At 30.2% G+C, this 17,869-nt stretch carries 12 protein-coding genes and 1 tRNA gene; 6 read left to right on the forward strand and 7 right to left on the reverse strand.

Going from position 1 to position 17,869, the window contains the following annotated elements; genetic code table 11:
- Positions 1-404 precede the first annotated feature (404 nt).
- Positions 405-1,805 (forward strand): asparagine--tRNA ligase, encoded by a 1,401-nt coding sequence (gene asnS, locus WBAF_RS00975; RefSeq protein WP_121463231.1) that lies wholly within the window; start codon positions 405-407, stop codon positions 1,803-1,805.
- A gap of 630 nt (positions 1,806-2,435) precedes the next feature.
- Complete coding sequence (locus tag WBAF_RS02585) at positions 2,436-2,627, forward strand: porin (RefSeq protein WP_369688842.1); 192 nt, start codon at positions 2,436-2,438, stop codon at positions 2,625-2,627.
- A 639-nt stretch (positions 2,628-3,266) separates the two neighbouring features.
- Here WBAF_RS02585 and folK read toward each other — a convergent pair.
- A complete protein-coding gene (folK, locus tag WBAF_RS00985) occupies positions 3,267-3,746 on the reverse strand; it encodes a 2-amino-4-hydroxy-6-hydroxymethyldihydropteridine diphosphokinase (protein WP_121463233.1) in 480 nt (159 codons plus the stop codon).
- 1,386 nt (positions 3,747-5,132) lie between these two features.
- Here folK and WBAF_RS00990 point away from each other — a divergent pair.
- The gene (locus tag WBAF_RS00990; RefSeq protein ID WP_121463234.1) at positions 5,133-5,729 is read left to right on the forward strand and encodes a metal-dependent hydrolase; all 597 of its coding nucleotides are present in this window, start codon (positions 5,133-5,135) and stop codon (positions 5,727-5,729) included.
- Between the two features lie 1,164 nt (positions 5,730-6,893).
- On the opposite strand, the gene thiD is transcribed toward WBAF_RS00990, so the two are convergent.
- The 4 genes from thiD to trxB all read right to left on the reverse strand — a co-directional run bounded on the left by thiD (position 6,894) and on the right by trxB (position 11,419).
- Positions 6,894-7,688: a bifunctional hydroxymethylpyrimidine kinase/phosphomethylpyrimidine kinase gene (thiD, locus tag WBAF_RS00995; protein ID WP_121463235.1), complete on the reverse strand. Its 795-nt coding sequence runs from the start codon at positions 7,686-7,688 to the stop codon at positions 6,894-6,896.
- 485 nt (positions 7,689-8,173) lie between these two features.
- A complete protein-coding gene (gene infA, locus WBAF_RS01000; protein WP_121463236.1) occupies positions 8,174-8,392 on the reverse strand; it encodes a translation initiation factor IF-1 in 219 nt (72 codons plus the stop codon).
- A gap of 533 nt (positions 8,393-8,925) precedes the next feature.
- Positions 8,926-9,069 carry an ATP-binding cassette domain-containing protein gene (locus tag WBAF_RS02590; protein ID WP_121463237.1) on the reverse strand — a complete coding sequence of 48 codons (144 nt, stop codon included), beginning with the start codon at positions 9,067-9,069 and terminating at the stop codon, positions 8,926-8,928.
- 1,384 nt (positions 9,070-10,453) lie between these two features.
- Positions 10,454-11,419, reverse strand: coding sequence for a thioredoxin-disulfide reductase (gene trxB / locus WBAF_RS01010; protein WP_121463238.1), 966 nt, complete (start codon positions 11,417-11,419; stop codon positions 10,454-10,456).
- Positions 11,420-11,627: 208 nt separating this feature from the next.
- On the opposite strand from trxB, the gene serS reads away from it, so the two are divergent.
- Positions 11,628-12,920, forward strand: a complete 1,293-nt coding sequence (serS, locus tag WBAF_RS01015; RefSeq protein WP_121463239.1) for a serine--tRNA ligase — start codon at positions 11,628-11,630, stop codon at positions 12,918-12,920.
- A 628-nt stretch (positions 12,921-13,548) separates the two neighbouring features.
- Here serS and WBAF_RS01020 read toward each other — a convergent pair.
- On the reverse strand, positions 13,549-13,776 hold the full coding sequence (locus tag WBAF_RS01020) for a hypothetical protein (protein WP_121463240.1): 228 nt from the start codon (positions 13,774-13,776) through the stop codon (positions 13,549-13,551).
- Positions 13,777-14,756: 980 nt separating this feature from the next.
- Between WBAF_RS01020 and rsmH the strand changes: the two genes are divergently transcribed.
- Positions 14,757-15,710 (forward strand): 16S rRNA (cytosine(1402)-N(4))-methyltransferase RsmH, encoded by a 954-nt coding sequence (rsmH, locus tag WBAF_RS01025; protein WP_121463241.1) that lies wholly within the window; start codon positions 14,757-14,759, stop codon positions 15,708-15,710.
- Between the two features lie 913 nt (positions 15,711-16,623).
- Here the strand turns inward: rsmH and WBAF_RS01030 are convergent.
- Positions 16,624-16,700: transfer RNA gene (locus tag WBAF_RS01030), tRNA-Arg, on the reverse strand.
- Positions 16,701-16,866: 166 nt separating this feature from the next.
- Between WBAF_RS01030 and folD the strand changes: the two genes are divergently transcribed.
- Positions 16,867-17,736, forward strand: a complete 870-nt coding sequence (gene folD / locus WBAF_RS01035; protein WP_121463242.1) for a bifunctional methylenetetrahydrofolate dehydrogenase/methenyltetrahydrofolate cyclohydrolase FolD — start codon at positions 16,867-16,869, stop codon at positions 17,734-17,736.
- The last annotated feature ends 133 nt before the right edge of the window (positions 17,737-17,869 follow it).

Below are 17,869 nucleotides of genomic sequence, written 5' to 3' on the forward strand. Positions count from 1 at the left end.
TTTAATTACACCAATCGACTGCTTCACTAGCTTCATCTGAATACTTTAATTATTTCAATATCCAAAGGCTATCAATCTGGTGGATAATTAATTATTTTTAGTTAAATAAAGCGTAATTTAGGTAAATTATCCCTTGTTATGGGAGGTAAACCTATCTAGCCAAAAACATCTACTTTATCAACCCAGTCAATTAATCCTAATGGATCCTGATATGTAACCTTGATAATAAACTTAACTTACTACAGGGTGAATAAAATTATTCTTATTAAGATATTTTCATCTGTTTATTCCAATTATAAACTTGATACTTTTACTTGTTTATTACGCTAATACAAGGAATATAAGACCTTGTATAATAAGGACCAAATAATTTTAAATAACTAAATGGCAAAAGAGAGTATTTTATGAATATAGCGACTGTAGTCAAAGTACTACAAGGCTGTGTAGCGGTAGGCCAAAAAGTAACCGTTCGTGGGTGGGTACGTACAAGGAGAGATTCAAAAGCTGGTTTTTCATTCATCTCAGTCTATGATGGTTCATGCTTTAATCCATTACAGGCTATTGTAAATAATGAACTAGATAATTATGAAACAGACGTTTTACACCTGACCACCGGTTGCTCAGTTGAAGTAACCGGGATCGTGAAAGCATCTGAAGGTAAAGGACAAAATTTTGAATTATTAGCCACTAAGGTTATATTTATCGGTATGGTAGAAAACCCTAATAGCTATCCAATAGCGGCAAAGCAGCATAGTATTGAATACTTACGTAAAGTAGCACATCTACGTCCACGCACCAATCTTATCGGAGCCATTGCCCGTATCCGCAATACCCTAGCTCAAGCTATTCATCGTTTCTTCCATGAAGAATGCTATCTTTGGGTTTCAACACCAATTATTACTGCCTCAGATACCGAGGGTGCAGGTGAAATGTTTCGTGTCTCAACATTAAATTTCCAAAATATTCCCCGAACTGAAAAAGGAGATATTAATTTTGATAAAGACTTTTTTGGTCAAGAAGCATTTCTAACCGTGTCAGGTCAGCTAAATGGCGAAGCTTATGCTTGTGCATTAAGTAAAATTTATACCTTTGGCCCAACATTTCGCGCTGAGAACTCTAACACCAGCCGCCATTTAGCTGAATTCTGGATGGTTGAACCTGAAGTTGCTTTTGCTAACTTAAACGATATATCCAACCTTGCCATAAAAATGTTGAAATATATCTTAAAATCAGGGTTACAAGAATCCCATGATGACTTAACCTTCTTCGCTGACCGGATCGATAAAGAAGTTATCAACCGGTTGGAAAAATTTGTAGAATCTGATTTTGTTCAAATTAACTATAGCGATGCCATTAAAGTACTAAAGCAATCAGGTCAATCTTTTGAAAAACATGTGGATTGGGGTGTAGATCTTTCTTCTGAGCATGAACGTTATTTAGCTGAGGAACACTTTAAAGCACCAGTTGTGGTCAAAAATTACCCCAAAAATCTTAAGGCTTTTTATATGCGTCTAAATGATGATAATCAAACAGTTGCTGCAATGGATGTATTAGCGCCCGGTATTGGTGAAATTATTGGTGGCTCTCAGCGTGAAGAGCGACTGAATAAATTAGATGCTCGTATGGAAGAAATGGGGATTAACCAACAAAATTATAACTGGTATCGCGATTTACGTCGTTATGGTACCGTACCTCACGCCGGATTTGGTCTAGGATTTGAACGTCTAGTTGCTTATGTCACTGGTGTAAAAAATATTCGGGAAACCATACCATTTCCACGTTCTCCGCGTAACGCGAGCTTTTAGCTATTTAATCTAATAAAATAAATAAGTATTTATTACTGTACTATTTATTTTTACTGATAGTCATATTTTATAATACATTGTTATTTTTGTATTATTTCAGAGAAAATAATAATATTTATCAACTGAACATGATAAGTAGAAATGAAACAGCACTAAATTGTTTAAAATAATTTCTAATAGTTAAGAATTTATTGTTAACAATGTCAGGTGAACAATAAAGGTAATAATAAAGGAGTAGTTAGTGCTTATGAAGACGATGATTTGTTTGTACATATCAGTTGCAGATAATAAAATATTAGATCAACTCATGTGGTTTTGTTGTTTTGAATGAAAATTCAAACTAATAAAAGTAAAATTGAAAACAACAATATAAATCATCTAGCCTATGCTGTTTTAAAAATTGCTTACTTTGGTTCATTATAAGGCTGACAGCTACTTGACAGGCCGTAAACTGGTTACTGAGTAATGATTTTTTTAGTCTGGTTGATGGATTAAATTTCGCCAGACAGTAAGTATCAAGGTAAAAATACATAAAAAATTAAGTAGTATTTAAAATAAATTATTTAGGGCAGCTGCTAAATATATGCTAAGTATATCACTCATGCTAATAAAATTTTAACCAAAAATTGCATTAATAGTGCTAAGGTATGGAACGAAGGTATAAAATATGATACTAAAAATCTGGCAGCAATATACAGCAAAACTCGTAATATGCAGAAATTTAGTAGGACCATCAAAGTCAATTGTGTAAATACCGACATGATACAAGTAGATAATAAAAATAAAAAATTTAACATAGTTGGTCAGTATATGTTTGATTAAATTTGTCTGAAAAATCTATTGCTTAGATGCAGTTTAAAAGCAAATATTTAACTGACTACTTGTAAAAAAAAAATTTAGAAAAATACTTTTCTATCGGTGCTTTCTACTATTTTTAAAAAAACTAACCGCAGTTATTGATTCCAAAATTAACTTAATCAATAACCACAATAGATTTACCGACAAATATGGTCTTGGTAAATAAAACCTGGTTGGTTTAGCCTTATTTTACCAGTTCTAATTGTCGCTTAGCGATGATTTTAAAGTACAATTTTAAAAACAAATATAAAAGTAGCACTTTAGCGCAGCTTTTTATAAATTTATGTTAATTAGTAAATTATTGTTGTTACCAACTAAACTATATAAATATCATAAGGTTAACTTATTTTATAGTATAGTGTTACCAAATAATTTTCATCGTGTTAACCTAAGATTACTTGATTACCAAATAAAAATTAAGTTTTTAGAATTATAAATAGGTTGGTATTATTGCTGCTATTACCAATCATATTTTTTATTCATGACCAAGCACCTTTTTGATATTTTATAATAAATTTTGACTATAATATCTAAAATTAAAGTAATGTATCATAGGTAAGTGTTTATCAGAAATAGGTAGTTTAGAATAAGCTATTGACTAACTTAACATAAAGTCAATTCATTTTTAGCAACTAGTAGTAATCTATCACTTAATAACTCACCATCTAGAAAACGTAACTTAGGGGCAATTTCTGCTAAAGGATAAAGTATGAATTCGCGTTCTTTAAGGCCATAATGGGGGATAGTTAAACGTGCAGTATGAATAATCTGTTGGCCGTATAATATAATATCTAAATCAAGCGTTCTTGGCCCCCAACGATCAGCTTTACGTATTCTCCCATGCATTAATTCAATCTCTTGGGTATATTCAAGTAGTATTTCTGGTAATAACTCAGTATCTAATGCGATAACAGCATTAAAATAATCAGGCTGATTTTGTATCCCCATAGGTTTAGTTCGATAAAAAGAAGAAATCGCAACTAGCTTTGTATTCGGTAATTGCTGTAATTCTTTAATAGCACATTGTACTTGTTGTAATGGGTCATTTAGATTACTACCAATGGAGATATAAACACATTCCATAATTTAATTTACTCTATTGTTTTTTATCTTTTTACGGTTAGTATGATTTCAGCGTATCATAAAGCAACTGAGCTAATTATTCTAATTAACGTCTTTGTTCTACGTTGGAGCACTAGGATAGCAACAGCAGCCAGAAATTTTTGATGTTCAAGTAGCTTGTTTACTTTTTTCACTTGGAGCCAAGGTAATTTAAATTATAATTACCAAATATCGCGCATTAAGGAAGTAAGCTGCTCGCTTAGGTATAATAAAAGCATTTATTGCTCATCGAATATATCGTTCATTGCGATAGCAATCGCTTCTTAAGATAGTAAACCTCTTTCCTGAGAAAGACTTTCTGCATATGCTAACAAATAATAATGCAGGATTAAATCATTACAAGATCTTCTCAAAAAATTTTTAATTAATAATTTTTAAAATTATACTATTTCTTCTAATTTACCTAATAATATATAGTAAAATTTTTAATTTGGTAATATAAGCTATTGATGTTAAAATTACTTCTAATTGCTAATTTTTATATTTTAGCTAAATAATTATTTAATATTAAGGTATTTTAAAAAATATTTTTAATTTGAAATAAATATTAGTTAGAAAGTTTATTATAATAACAAATTCATACTACAGTTAAATCCATATAATTATATATTTAAAATATAGATATTGATAAATAATACCAGGGCGATTAATATCTAATAAAAATATCTATCAAAACTGATATGTTTGACATATAAAATTTATTGATTAATTATGAAAAACTTTATAACTAAGCAAAATTAACTATAGTTAACTTAGCATTAATACTTTTATCACCAATAACTTTCCAGAAATACTATAATTCTCTATCAAAAAAATCTTTTATTACTAAAATTTACACATACACCGCAGTTATACTAAAATCTTAATTTATTAATTATTTTAACTTGATCTTTTAAAGTATAAATTTTATAATTTATTATTATATTTAACATTAAGATTAATTTTAGATAGATATCAATAATACCATTACCATAGAATACTAATCTAGATATTTACATAAAAATCTAAACTGCTAGATATAAACATATTATATAATTTTTTAATACTCTTTCCATAGTATGATTGCGGTTAAAATTTGCATGTATACCTAGTGTTCCTCAAAAAAATTACTACTTAACCTAATAAATGTTGGGCATTAGGATATATTAAACTTAATACGCTAACTAAATATATATTATATTTTAGATTTCATCTATTAACAGTTTACTACTGTAGTAAACTGCTAAACTAATGTAATATTGCTTTTCTTAATTTAAAATAAGATATTTTTCCATTATACTACTAAACTTAAACTAAAACTATTATAGTTTACCAACTATATAAACAAATAGTTGGATATTATGTGATATGACTGCTACCGGACATCTATTTTTTTCAGTATCATCATTAATACTTGTACATAAACTGTCAATTACACCTGAATTCGTCTATGGTGATAGACTTCATTTATTAGCTGGTACATTACTTGGCGCGCTACTACCAGATATAGATCATCCATTATCTTATCTTGGCCGTTTATTTCGTTTTATTTCTGTACCAATTTGGCGTTTATGTGGACACCGTGGTTTTACACATAGTTTACTTGCATGGGTACTAATTTTACTATTATCAACTAAACTTACTACTAGTTACTGGGTTTCTTATACGCTGGTTCAGGCATTTTTATTAGGATATTTCAGTCATTTAGTAGGTGATATGCTAACAGCAAAAGGAATACCTTTCTTATGGCCAACAAGAATCAACTTCTGTTTCCCTATATTAGGAAATAATTCTAATCAAAAATTAGAACATTCTATAGCTATCTTATTAGCTATTTGTGCGATATTAGTTCCATCTAACTATCAATTATCAACACTATTACCTCTATTACAAGAAATAAAAAAAAACTTAATTATATATATTTTTGATCAATTAAATTATTTAATTTTATTAAATTCTAAATAAAAATTTAAAATATTAAATTATATTTAGTAATAATAAAATTTATTTATTATTACTAATAAATAAGTAGAAATAAGTTTCATTATAAGTTCTCATCATCTTACTTAACCAATGGCAAAAATATTATATCTAAAACAATAAAACGAACCTAAATAAGTAGTATCAATTTTCCTGTTATTCTTAATGTGCTTATCTTTTATTTATCTTATTTAAGATATACCAAAGTAAGTATATATGAACAGAGTATATCCAATATAGGTTTTGTATTATTATTAATAACTATTGGGGGTGTTTATTTATATTTAATAAATAGTAATAATAATTAAATATTATATATTTAATTATTATTTTCATCCTAAATAAGGTATAATGCTTATATTAAATATTTTTATTATGAATAATTATTTTTTACCATTGTATGTTTTTAAAAAACATATTGTATCCATCATCTGGATACATTGCATTGTCCTGTCCCATGCTAGTTTTACTAAACTGCAGAAGATTAAGTAAAACCTAGTACTAAAACTATTAAACTTAATATTAAGTAATGGGGTTAATGATTAAAGTCGTTAATAATAGCTACTTAAAAGATATTATTAAAATTAGTAGTTTTGCTATTACTTCTTATTCAGCATAATTATTATGGGATACTATTTTAGTTACATTAATCATAATAACTTTTTTAAAAAAGTTATTTTAATATTTATTTTTGCATTTACTAGTTGTTCTATCTTTAGTACATTAAACGGTTATAGGCATTACTCAATAAATAGATATTTTTCCTCCTGCACAACAAACAGCGTTGGTATTTAACCTATAATAACTGCTGTATGCTTTTTGCTTAAATCTATATGATTAGGTATTAGCTATTAATTTAGATTTAACTATTAATAGATAATGAAAGAACAGCATTAAATGTTCATATATCAATGGTTGCTATAATAATTACTAACTAATTAATAAATAAAAAAGATAAAAGCATATTATATAAATAACATTACAAACTTTTGTAACTCTACTCAATAATTATATTTTAAAAAATTTATGACTTTAAAACTACTAAACAATTTATTTGATAAATTATTAAATTTATTCATAGTATTTATTTTAAATACTGATAAAAAACTAATAAATGTATACTATCAAATACATATCCCATAATTAAAATCACCACCAGGCATAAAAATGATGAACAGGCCCAATACCTTCTCCAACACATAATCTATTAGCATGTTTCAAGGTATTTTGCACATAATCTTTAGCTGCAATAATTGTATCATGCCAGTTATTAAAGTAAGGACGTTGTGCCGCCAACGCTGCAGATAATGTACAACCAGTACCATGAGTATGTTGTGTTCTTACTTTAGGTAATGAATATCGCCATTCACCACTTTCGGTAACAAGCCAATCTGGACTTTCTTTATTATTAAGATGACCACCCTTCATAAGTACAGCTGGACAACCCAATGATAATATTTTTCTTCCTTGAGATATCATCTCCTTTTCATTTCTCGCCACAGCACACTTAAGAAGCACTGCCGCCTCTGGTAAATTCGGCGTAATAAGAGACACTTGAGGTAATAAAATATTAATAAAACTATCAATCGCATTAATATCTAATAATGATATACCACTTTTAGATAACATCACTGTATCAAGTACTATAAAAGATAATGAATATTTCTGTAATGCTGCTACTACGCAGATATTTGTAGTATTTGATAACATACCAATTTTTACACTATCAATTTTTACATCAGTTAATACTGATTCAAGTTGTGAAGCTACAACTTCGCCAGGAAGATTATAAATTGACTGTACTACACAAGTATTTTGTGCAACCAATGCTGTTATCACAGCGGCACCATAGTTTCCTAATGCTGAAAATACTTTCAAATCCGCATGAATACCTGCACCACCTGTTGGATCAGTTCCAGCAATAGATAATGAATTATAAATCATAAAAATTTCTAATTAAATATCTTTTATTAATTTTTAATAAAAAAAACTAAATATAACTAATTTTATATAACTTAAACATATTATTATTAATTCTCAAAAAATAGTTTAATTTATATTTTTTATTATATGTTATAGTTATATAACAAAATAATTAATAAACTATAAAGATAATTTATCTATCAATAACAAAGATTTAAAATAAATCAAGTGAAGTTATCACAGACCTATTGGTATATTTTTATGCCTGGGATAACAAGTGTAGGTAAGACTAAAATTAATATATAACTGATAAAAAATAAATATTAAACTTTTTTGTTTTAATATAAATGAGTTTTATTGACAGATATAATTATAAACTATCTTTATTTAGTCATTTTATTAGATGAAATAAAAAAATATAATCTGATATGTTAAATATTTTATTACAATGTATTTTAACAAAATATTGCCTTACTTATACGGTAATAAATTTATAGAATAGGCGCTCAACGGTTACGAAATACAATTCGGCCTTTACTGAGATCATAAGGAGTTAACTCTACAATTACTTTATCTCCAGTAAGAATACGGATATAATTTTTACGCATTTTACCAGAAATATAAGCAGTAACTATGTATCCATTTTCTAGTTCAACACGAAACATGGTATTAGGTAGAGTATCTAATACTGTACCTTGCATTTCAATATTATCTTCTTTAGCCATCTAATCCTCTAAGCTAATTACTTAATTTTTTACTGATCAGGTAAGGTAATGCAGAAAAAACTCCATTAATTTAAAATTAATGCCAAATAAGCTATCTGTTGCCTTTTGATAGTTTTAGAACTATATTCATATAAATAATTGTAAAATTACACCTGCTGATCTATTATACAAATAGTTTATCATATAGACGCAGAAAATAGTAATAAAAAAGAATAAGTGCATATTTTAAAATAGCAATTATACCAATAAACAGTGATCTACAGCCAAATTTTTAATAACGCAAAGTTCAGCAATCTATTTTACGTTATGCTAAACTGCAATAAAAATAGTAACCCTAAATGGATGCAAAACAGTATAGACTTTTATTATTTAGTAGCTTATATAAGCTTATTCTAGTCATTGTGCACTAGTAGCAATAACCTATAGTTATAATTTATCGTAATTACTTAAGGTGCTTTTCTCATTATTTTAAGTTATTACTAAATATATAAGTTCGTGGTGGTAATACTGACATAAATTTAGGTAATGTTTTATCATTTTATCAATATCTGTATTGAGGTTATATCCAATGCACAAGTTAATAACTGTAACATAGTGGATTTACCAAAACCAATTTTACCTAATAGCGCAATATGTTCACCTGCTTTGAGTTTTAAAAAGATATTTTGTAATATCAATTTGGTCTGTTTGGGATAATCTGGTAATTAAATGTAACCCTGATTACTTTTCATTATGTTTAAATATGTAAATGTTACAACTAGTTTATGATTAATTAATTCCATAAAAAGATTTTCTGAAATAAAAACTTATCCTAAATATTGAAATGCAACAGCAACTGTCCAAAGAAATTTTAACGCAGATAAGGGATAAAATCCCAATAGGGCAATAATAGCACCTGGTTTATGCTGCTCACTAATACCACCCAGTCATCCCATCCATCCAAATTAGTAATATTGCGGTAAGGCCAGAGATAAAAATCATAATATATTGTGATAGCTCAGTTAAGTTAGATTGCTACTATTGGGTTTTTATCCAGTTAAATTCTATATCAGTGAATCCTGTGTGAAAACGAGGCAATGGGAAAAAAAAGTTAGTTCTGCTTATTTCTGAATAATATTGATTAAACAAGTACTATCTTGGCTAAAAAAGATAATTAGATCGTATTAAATAAATTTTCATGCCTAATAAAAAAGGTAATGTAACTAACAAACACAACATAATTGAGCCAATAATAAAAGCAAAAAATAAGTCTAATATGCTTAACTCCAAGGTGAGCAAAATAATAATAACTAAAACAGACAAAATAGAAGACAGAACCAAGAAATACAAATGATCAATACTTTCAACATCAACTACCAGAAATATCTCCTTGGCGATAGTGTGTAATATCTCCATACTATAAAGTAAAGTAATAAAGGATATAATCCAAGCTAAAGATCAATAAATATCGCTGGCTAAAGCAATAAATTTTTACCTATTAGATTCTATCCTACCCAACTAAGATTATAAATAATGGGATTAAAGGTGCAGTGATCAATAAAATTAGGCGAGCCACCCAGTTAATTGGTAAAATCATAATAAGAATGATAATAGTAATCATAGCTACTAAATACATTTGAGGTAAATTAGGATGCCCAACTTCTAGCAGTCTTATTTTTAACCAAAACAGCCCCTAACTGATTAAGTTTATTTAGCACCATGATCCAATTTTACCACAAACTGAGCCAATATTTTCCCGAATAAAATTAATGAATGATAGTTCTTACAGTAAAGACACAAATAAGTAATACAAATTTAATAAATAGTTATTCTCTAGGTATATTACCTATAATTAATGCTTGCATAACGATTAGTATGCCACTACTAATTTATAGTAACATGGATAAGCAGCGTCGCCAGATTTTTATTTATCCATAAAAATAATTTTATATACTGCTGATAAGACAATTATTATCATTAATTGATTTTAATTTTATCCTATATTACCTTTTATCGGAGTTTTATAGATAAAAGTCACTATTTATACAGCACCTTCTATAAGATTATTATAATTCTCAATATTTATTTACCGTATAAAGCTTCTAAATAACGTTCAGCATCAAGAGCAGCCATACAACCAGTGCCGGCAGCAGTAATTGCTTGCCGATAAATATGATCCATAACATCACCAGCAGCAAAAACACCTTCAACTGAGGTTTGGGTTGCATTGCCTTTAGTACCAGATTTAACTTGAATGTAGCTATTTTTTAATACTAACTGATCTATAAAAATACTTGTATTCGGCATATGCCCAATAGCGATAAATACGCCAGTAACAAAAAGTGTCTCTATATTGTTATTTTGGGTTGAACGTAAATTTATTCCAGTAACACCACTATCGTTACCTAATACTTTATCGATAGTATAATTAGTATATAACACAATATTTCCCGTTTTGACTTTTTCCATCATACGTTGGATGAGAATTTTTTCAGCACGAAACTCTCCACGGCGATGAATAACATATACTTCTGATGCAATATTTGATAGGTAAAGTGCTTCTTCAATAGCGGTATTTCCACCCCCGACAACCGCAACTTTTTGTTTGCGATGGAAAAAACCATCACAGGTAGCACAGGTAGAAACACCATTACCTTTAAAGGCTTCTTCAGAAGGTAATCCAAGATAGCGAGTTGAGGCGCCAGTAGCGATAATAAGTGCATCGCAGCTATATATTTCTTTATCTCCAGATAGTTGGAACGGCCGTTGTTGTAGATCAACTTTATGAATGTGATCATTAATAATATTTTTTTCTTCAGTAAATTTTTTAGTATGTTGCAGCATCCGTTCCATTAATATCGGACCCATTAAATCGGTATGATCTCCTGGCCAATTTTCAACTTCGGTGGTGGTGGTTAATTGTCCTCCTGGTTGAAAGCCAGTGATTAATACCGGATTTAAATTTGCTCGTGCCGCATAAATAGCAGCAGTATAGCCAGCTGGACCAGATCCTAGAATAATAATTCTACTATGATTAGTTTTATTCATAGACACTCCATTTATAAGAATATTTATTAAACTTTGCTATTGTAGAAGATTAGAAAAATTTTAAAAAGTGATGATGCAAGAAACACTTTATTATTATCCATCAAATATTGTTTTAAAAATAAAAATTAGCTAAAATTTTTCCTGGCTGAAACAACTAGATTAAAATAACTCAACAAAATACTATCGTTAATAATTTTACAGGTTAAGCATGCTAGATCCAAATTTACTCCGTAGTGAGCTAGACGTAGTAGCTGAAAAACTAGCTCGTAGGGGATTTATTCTTGATGTAGATAAGTTGCGCAAACTAGAACAAGAACGCAAATTTTTACAAATTAAAACGGAAAGCTTGCAGGCAGAACGAAACTCCTGCTCAAAAAATATTAGGGCAACAAAAGCGCGTGGTGAAGATATTAAAGCTTTACGTAAGGAAGTGAACCAGTTGGGTGAAGAGCTGAATAGCGCTAAAAAGAGGCTAATGCAAATACAAGATAATATTCAGAATATTACTTTAAATTTAGCCAACTTACCAGATGATAGTGTCCCAGACTGTAAAGATGAAACAGAAAGTATAGAAATAAGTCGTTGGGGTAAGCCACGCAAGTATAATTTTGCTATTAAAGATCATGTAGAATTAGGCGAATTAACAGGTGGTCTAGATTTTCCGGCAGCAGTAAAAATTACTGGTTCCCGTTTTGTGGTTATGAAAGGACAAATTGCGCGCTTGCACAGGGCCTTAGCACAATTTATGTTAGATTTACACACAGAACAACATGGTTATACGGAAACTTATGTTCCCTATTTAGTTAATCATACTACACTTTATGGCACTGGCCAGTTACCTAAATTTAGTGAAGATCTTTTTCATACCCAACCATTGAAAGAACAGACATTAAATCAGCAATATATCTTGATCCCAACTGCTGAAGTACCGATGACTAATTTAGTTCGTGATGAGATTTTAGCAGCAGATAATTTGCCGATCCGCTTGACAGCGCATACTCCATGTTTTCGCTCTGAAGCAGGCTCTTATGGTCGCGATACGCGTGGGCTGATTAGGATGCATCAATTCGATAAAGTTGAGTTAGTACAGATAGTAGAGCCAGAAAAATCGATGGCGGCACTGGAAGAATTAACTGGCCATGCAGAAAAAGTATTGCAACTACTAAAATTACCTTACCGTAAAATTGTTTTATGTACTGGCAATATGGGATTTACGGCTTGTAAGAGCTACGATCTAGAAGTATGGTTGCCAGCTCAAAATACTTATCGCGAAATATCTTCTTGTTCAAATACATCAGATTTTCAGGCGCGTCGCATGCATGCACGGTTTAGAAATAAAAAAAATCAAAAACTGCAATTTGTGCATACCTTAAATGGCTCTGGTTTAGCTGTTGGCCGTACCTTGGTAGCGGTGATGGAAAATTATCAGCAAGCAGCTGGCCGTATTGAAGTACCTGAAGTTTTACGTCCCTACATGAAGGGATTAGCCTATATTGGTTAAGGTTATTTTTGCTTATGCTTTAGTTTTTAAAATGTAGGTTAAATATGTTTAACAAATACGGGGCACTTATTACTAAGCTGACCTAAAAAAACTAAAATACCTAGTATGAACACAGCCTTCATACACAACGATGCCAATAGCCTAACGACTGTAAGACACTAAATACCAAACTAACTTAGAAATTAATATTCCTGATCAAGCTATTAACTGTGTATTACTGACTATTAATGGTAATTGCGTGCATGCTAGGAGTAACAACCATTGGTTAGGTCACGTGTAGATCACGACGCTTCATTGGGCACAACTGGCAAATAGATAGAAATAAATAATCATCAGTTACGCTACAGTTATGTTAACCAGCTTAATAGCAGACTGTAGAAGTACATAAAAATGGAATGCCACTATCTATGGAAGAAAGATCATAAAAAATGTCAGTAAAATAATGGTTTAAATAAAAGTTTTGTCCAACAAAGATTAATTTATTAACAGCTTAATAGTATTGAAAATACTTATGCTAAGTTTTTTGAGTTAATTGCAGTAATGTTTATAGACAACGATAATAATTAGTTAGCTCGAGAATAAATAGCGAATAATTAAATTCTATAGTTAACCAACAGTAGCGCTTGTGCTAACTAAATAACCACCGGCCAGTGCTTAGCACTGATTTTAATTCACAAATACTTAGGTGGCTCCATTCCCATTGCCAACCGCAAGAACTAATAATTCCAGTAAAATAATCAACACATAAAATAGGAAACACTTCTAATTTAGCTACCGCTTCACACCAGGATAGCGCTTCATAACATGCAACAGGCAAGCTGATTAGCTCAGTAATAATACTGGTACGCCCACCCAAAGATATCTAATAATGCCTGAACCTGTGCTTAATTTTGCGTATTATCTGATGACATGCCATTCATTAGACACATACAGATTACTAATTATATTCATCTACGTCTAATATTCCTTCAGTTAAATGCTCATCCTATGTTATCGCAAACCATCTTTCATTAGGATATTAGACAATATTGCTAAACGTTAAAAAAATTCTCCCAATGCGTAATGTAGCTTTTTTACTGACACATCGTTAGTAAAAAATAAAGGACAGTATAGATTACTAATATGAACCTACCAGACATTTGGCACTTGATTTAACCAAGAGACTTCTTCTATATTAAACTAGAGCTTTTATTGAAATAAATTGCTATTTTTTATTGTAATAACATGAATATACTTATTCATTATTCTATAGTTTTAAACTTTTTAAAAAGTAATTTTCTTATGTAAATATAGTGATTTTTTTGTACCAATTATGTCCACCAAATGTTATTTTACACTTGTATAATCAACATAACGTTATCATATATTTTTTTTCCAGTCGTAAACTATATAGTACATGCTGAGTAATATGGTGATTTAATATAAATGCAAAGACGTTATATGTTGCAATACTCGTAAGTATCTGCAGCAAATGGAAGTTAACTGTTTGTTCCTACGCTCTATCATGCATGGTATGCATAAATAATAGTATAAAGAGCAATATGATTGCTATAGCCATTCATCAGCGATTTTTATTACTTTATACATTTTTGAATAAATTGTCTGTCACAACTTTCTACTATAAATCTAGCTAAACATTGTGTTCAGCATTTATTAATTTGACATAGCAATGAATGTAGGATAGATATTTACTAGCTAATACCTTGGGTCTACATTAAGGGCTTAAGTTACGTTATTTAGTTAAATGAATAAATTTAAGTTATAGGATTGATTAGCAGATCTAGTATTTAATAAGTACAATATAAAACTAATATTTACTAGATCTATTTATTTAATATGGCAAAAAGTAGATTAAAACACGTTAGTGTGCTTCTTGATGAAGCAATTAATAAATTAAATATAAAAGAACATGGCATTTATGTTGACGGTACTTTTGGCCGAGGGGGGCATTCTCAATTAATTCTCTCTCGGTTAAGCAGTCAAGGGCGTCTTATAGCCATAGATCGTGATCCACATGCTGTGGTAGCAGCTAAAAAGCTCATTACTGATAACAGATTTTCAATTACTCATGGTTCTTTTTCTCAGTTAAAAACATTAATTGCAGAAGATCGATTAGTTGGAAAGATTGATGGTATACTGCTTGATTTAGGTGTTTCATCACCACAATTAGATGATCTAGAGCGAGGGTTTTCTTTTATGCGGGATGGTCCATTAGATATGCGGATGGATCCAACAACAGGTCAATCTGCTACTGATTGGTTGATGAAGGGGGAAGAAGCAGATATAGCTTGGGTATTGAAAACTTATGGAGAAGAACGATTTGCAAAAAAAATTGCAAAAGCAATTGTAGATCGTAACCATAATTCAGCAGAAGAGCCATTAACACGGACAAAACAACTAGCAGAATTAATAGTAAAAGTTAGTCCGTTCAAAGAAAAATATAAACATCCAGCAACGCGATCGTTTCAGGCAATTCGTATTTATATCAATAGTGAATTGGATGAAATAACAAAAGCACTAGATGGTTCATTGAAAATATTGGCACCAAAGGGAAGGCTGGCCATTATTAGTTTTAACTCATTGGAAGATAGACTGGTTAAACATTTTATCTACAAACATAGCAGAGGACCCAAAATTCCGATCGGATTACCATTAACAAATATGCAATTAAAAGCAATTGGTAGCCCTAAATTAAAATTTTTAGGTAAAATAAAACCGACAGCAAGAGAAGTTATTGAAAACCCACGAGCAAGAAGCTCAGTTTTACGTTTTGCTGAAATGTTGGAATAATAATCAATGCATAAAAATATAGCTTAATACTGATATGATAAGTTCATAGAAATCAATAGTTATAATTATTCCTCAAAGCTATATAATAGATATACATAATAAGAACGGCTGGCTTAGTTAAATATATAACATGGGATGAAGAAAAATTACTCATATTAACTTATCTGGTTATTGTGAGTAGTTTGAATGATGAAAAGTATCACATTGCCTAATAGTGATGTTTAAGCTGCGATGAAGGACTATCTAAATTAATACAGGTAGATAAAAAAGAATGGTCATTTATAATATATCTCTTCTTATACCGCTGAGGTGGTAAAGGCGGCAAGGACCACCAAATATTATGTTGGTGCGTTCTGCATCAGTATTGGCAGCTATTGTTTTAAAATTATGCCCGTATTTTATTTTCATAAGGAGATCAAGTAAAATACATTGATTTCTATTACAAAAAACATTACTAAGAATAACATAATCTATCATGCGCGACATTATGTTATGAAGAACGTAGCAGCGGCTTGATTTAATTTAAATGAAATTTATCACATTACCCTAGTAGAATATGTTAAATATGTCTACCCTATCAACTCAAACTCTACTTATATTTTAGTTAGTTTATACCGCAAGTATAGTAAGTGCTATAAGTGCTAAAAGTAACTATAAACTAGCCTAATATTTTTAGATACATTAATAGCCAGGTAAACTGCGAACCCAAGCTAAATATGCACATAAATCCAGCTAAAGTAACACAGATAGCAAAAGGTTAATTGCCTAAATATAAGTTTATGTATGGCTATGGTCTACTTCAGCTAGCTAGAGGGAACTTTTGGGTTGAATAAGAAAATAACTAAATTTACCTATTTATTTGCTCTGCTTTTTAAGCAGATATCAAAAAATATTCGTAACCACTGAATTTTATTGGTACGCCCTACAGGATTTGAACCTGTAACCTACGGCTTAGAAGGCCGTTGCTCTATCCAACTGAGCTAAGGGCGTTTAAGCTTGCCTGTTAAATAATAAAATTATATCGTTAGATTATATGGTGACTGAGCACTGAGTCAACTTATTTTCAGGGGGCTCATTTTCTAGCTATTAATAAAACTGACAGCATAGCTTATAACTAAATAACTTTATCACAATATTTGATGGATTAATGAAATAAATGTCAGCAAAAATTATTGATGGAAAAATGATTTCTAAAACAATCAGAGAGGAAATTGCTGATAAAGTTAAATCTAGACTTTCACTAGGCAAGCGAGCTACCGGACTTGCAGTAATTTCAATCGGTAATAATCCAGCTTCACAAATATACGTAAACAATAAACGTCGTACTTGTGAAGCAGTTGGTTTTGTTTCTAGCTCATATAATTTAGCTTGGAAAACCACTGAGTATGAACTTTTACAATTAATTGATAAACTTAATAATGATAAGGCAATTGATGGCATCCTGCTTCAATTACCGCTGCCAGAAAATCTTAACTATATCAAAATATTAGAACATATAAATCCAGACAAAGATGTTGATGGTTTTCATCCTTATAACATAGGTCGTCTTTGCCAACGAGCTCCAAGAATACGTCCTTGTACACCTCGCGGTATTATTACCTTGCTTGAGCACTACAAGATAAATTTACTTGGTTTAAATGCAGTTATCGTTGGTGCTTCAAATATTGTAGGCCGTCCTATGAGTCTAGAATTACTACTAGCAGGTTGTACTACTACCATTGTCCACCGCTTTACCACTAATTTACGTTATCATGTAGAACAAGCTGATTTACTAGTCGTTGCTATTGGGAAACCAAATTTTATTCCAGGTGAATGGATAAAACCTGGTGCTATTGTTATGGATGTAGGAATTAACCGACTTGAAGATGGCAAAGTTACCGGTGATGTATGCTATCAAGAAGCACAACAACGCGCTAGTTGGATCACCCCTGTGCCTGGTGGCGTTGGCCCAATGACAGTGGCTACATTAATGCAAAATACCTTGCAAGCTTGTGAAGCATATCATGATAATCAAAATACTAACTAATAGGCCATAAAATATTAAGTCGCAACTATATGTTAAATTATAAACAATAACATTATTAATTAATTCTACCTATGTTCAGTGTTATTTAACAACATAAATGATGAATATATTAAAATAACATAACTATAAGATA

The organism is Arsenophonus endosymbiont of Aleurodicus dispersus (genome assembly GCF_900343015.1).
Lineage (GTDB): Bacteria > Pseudomonadota > Gammaproteobacteria > Enterobacterales > Enterobacteriaceae > Arsenophonus.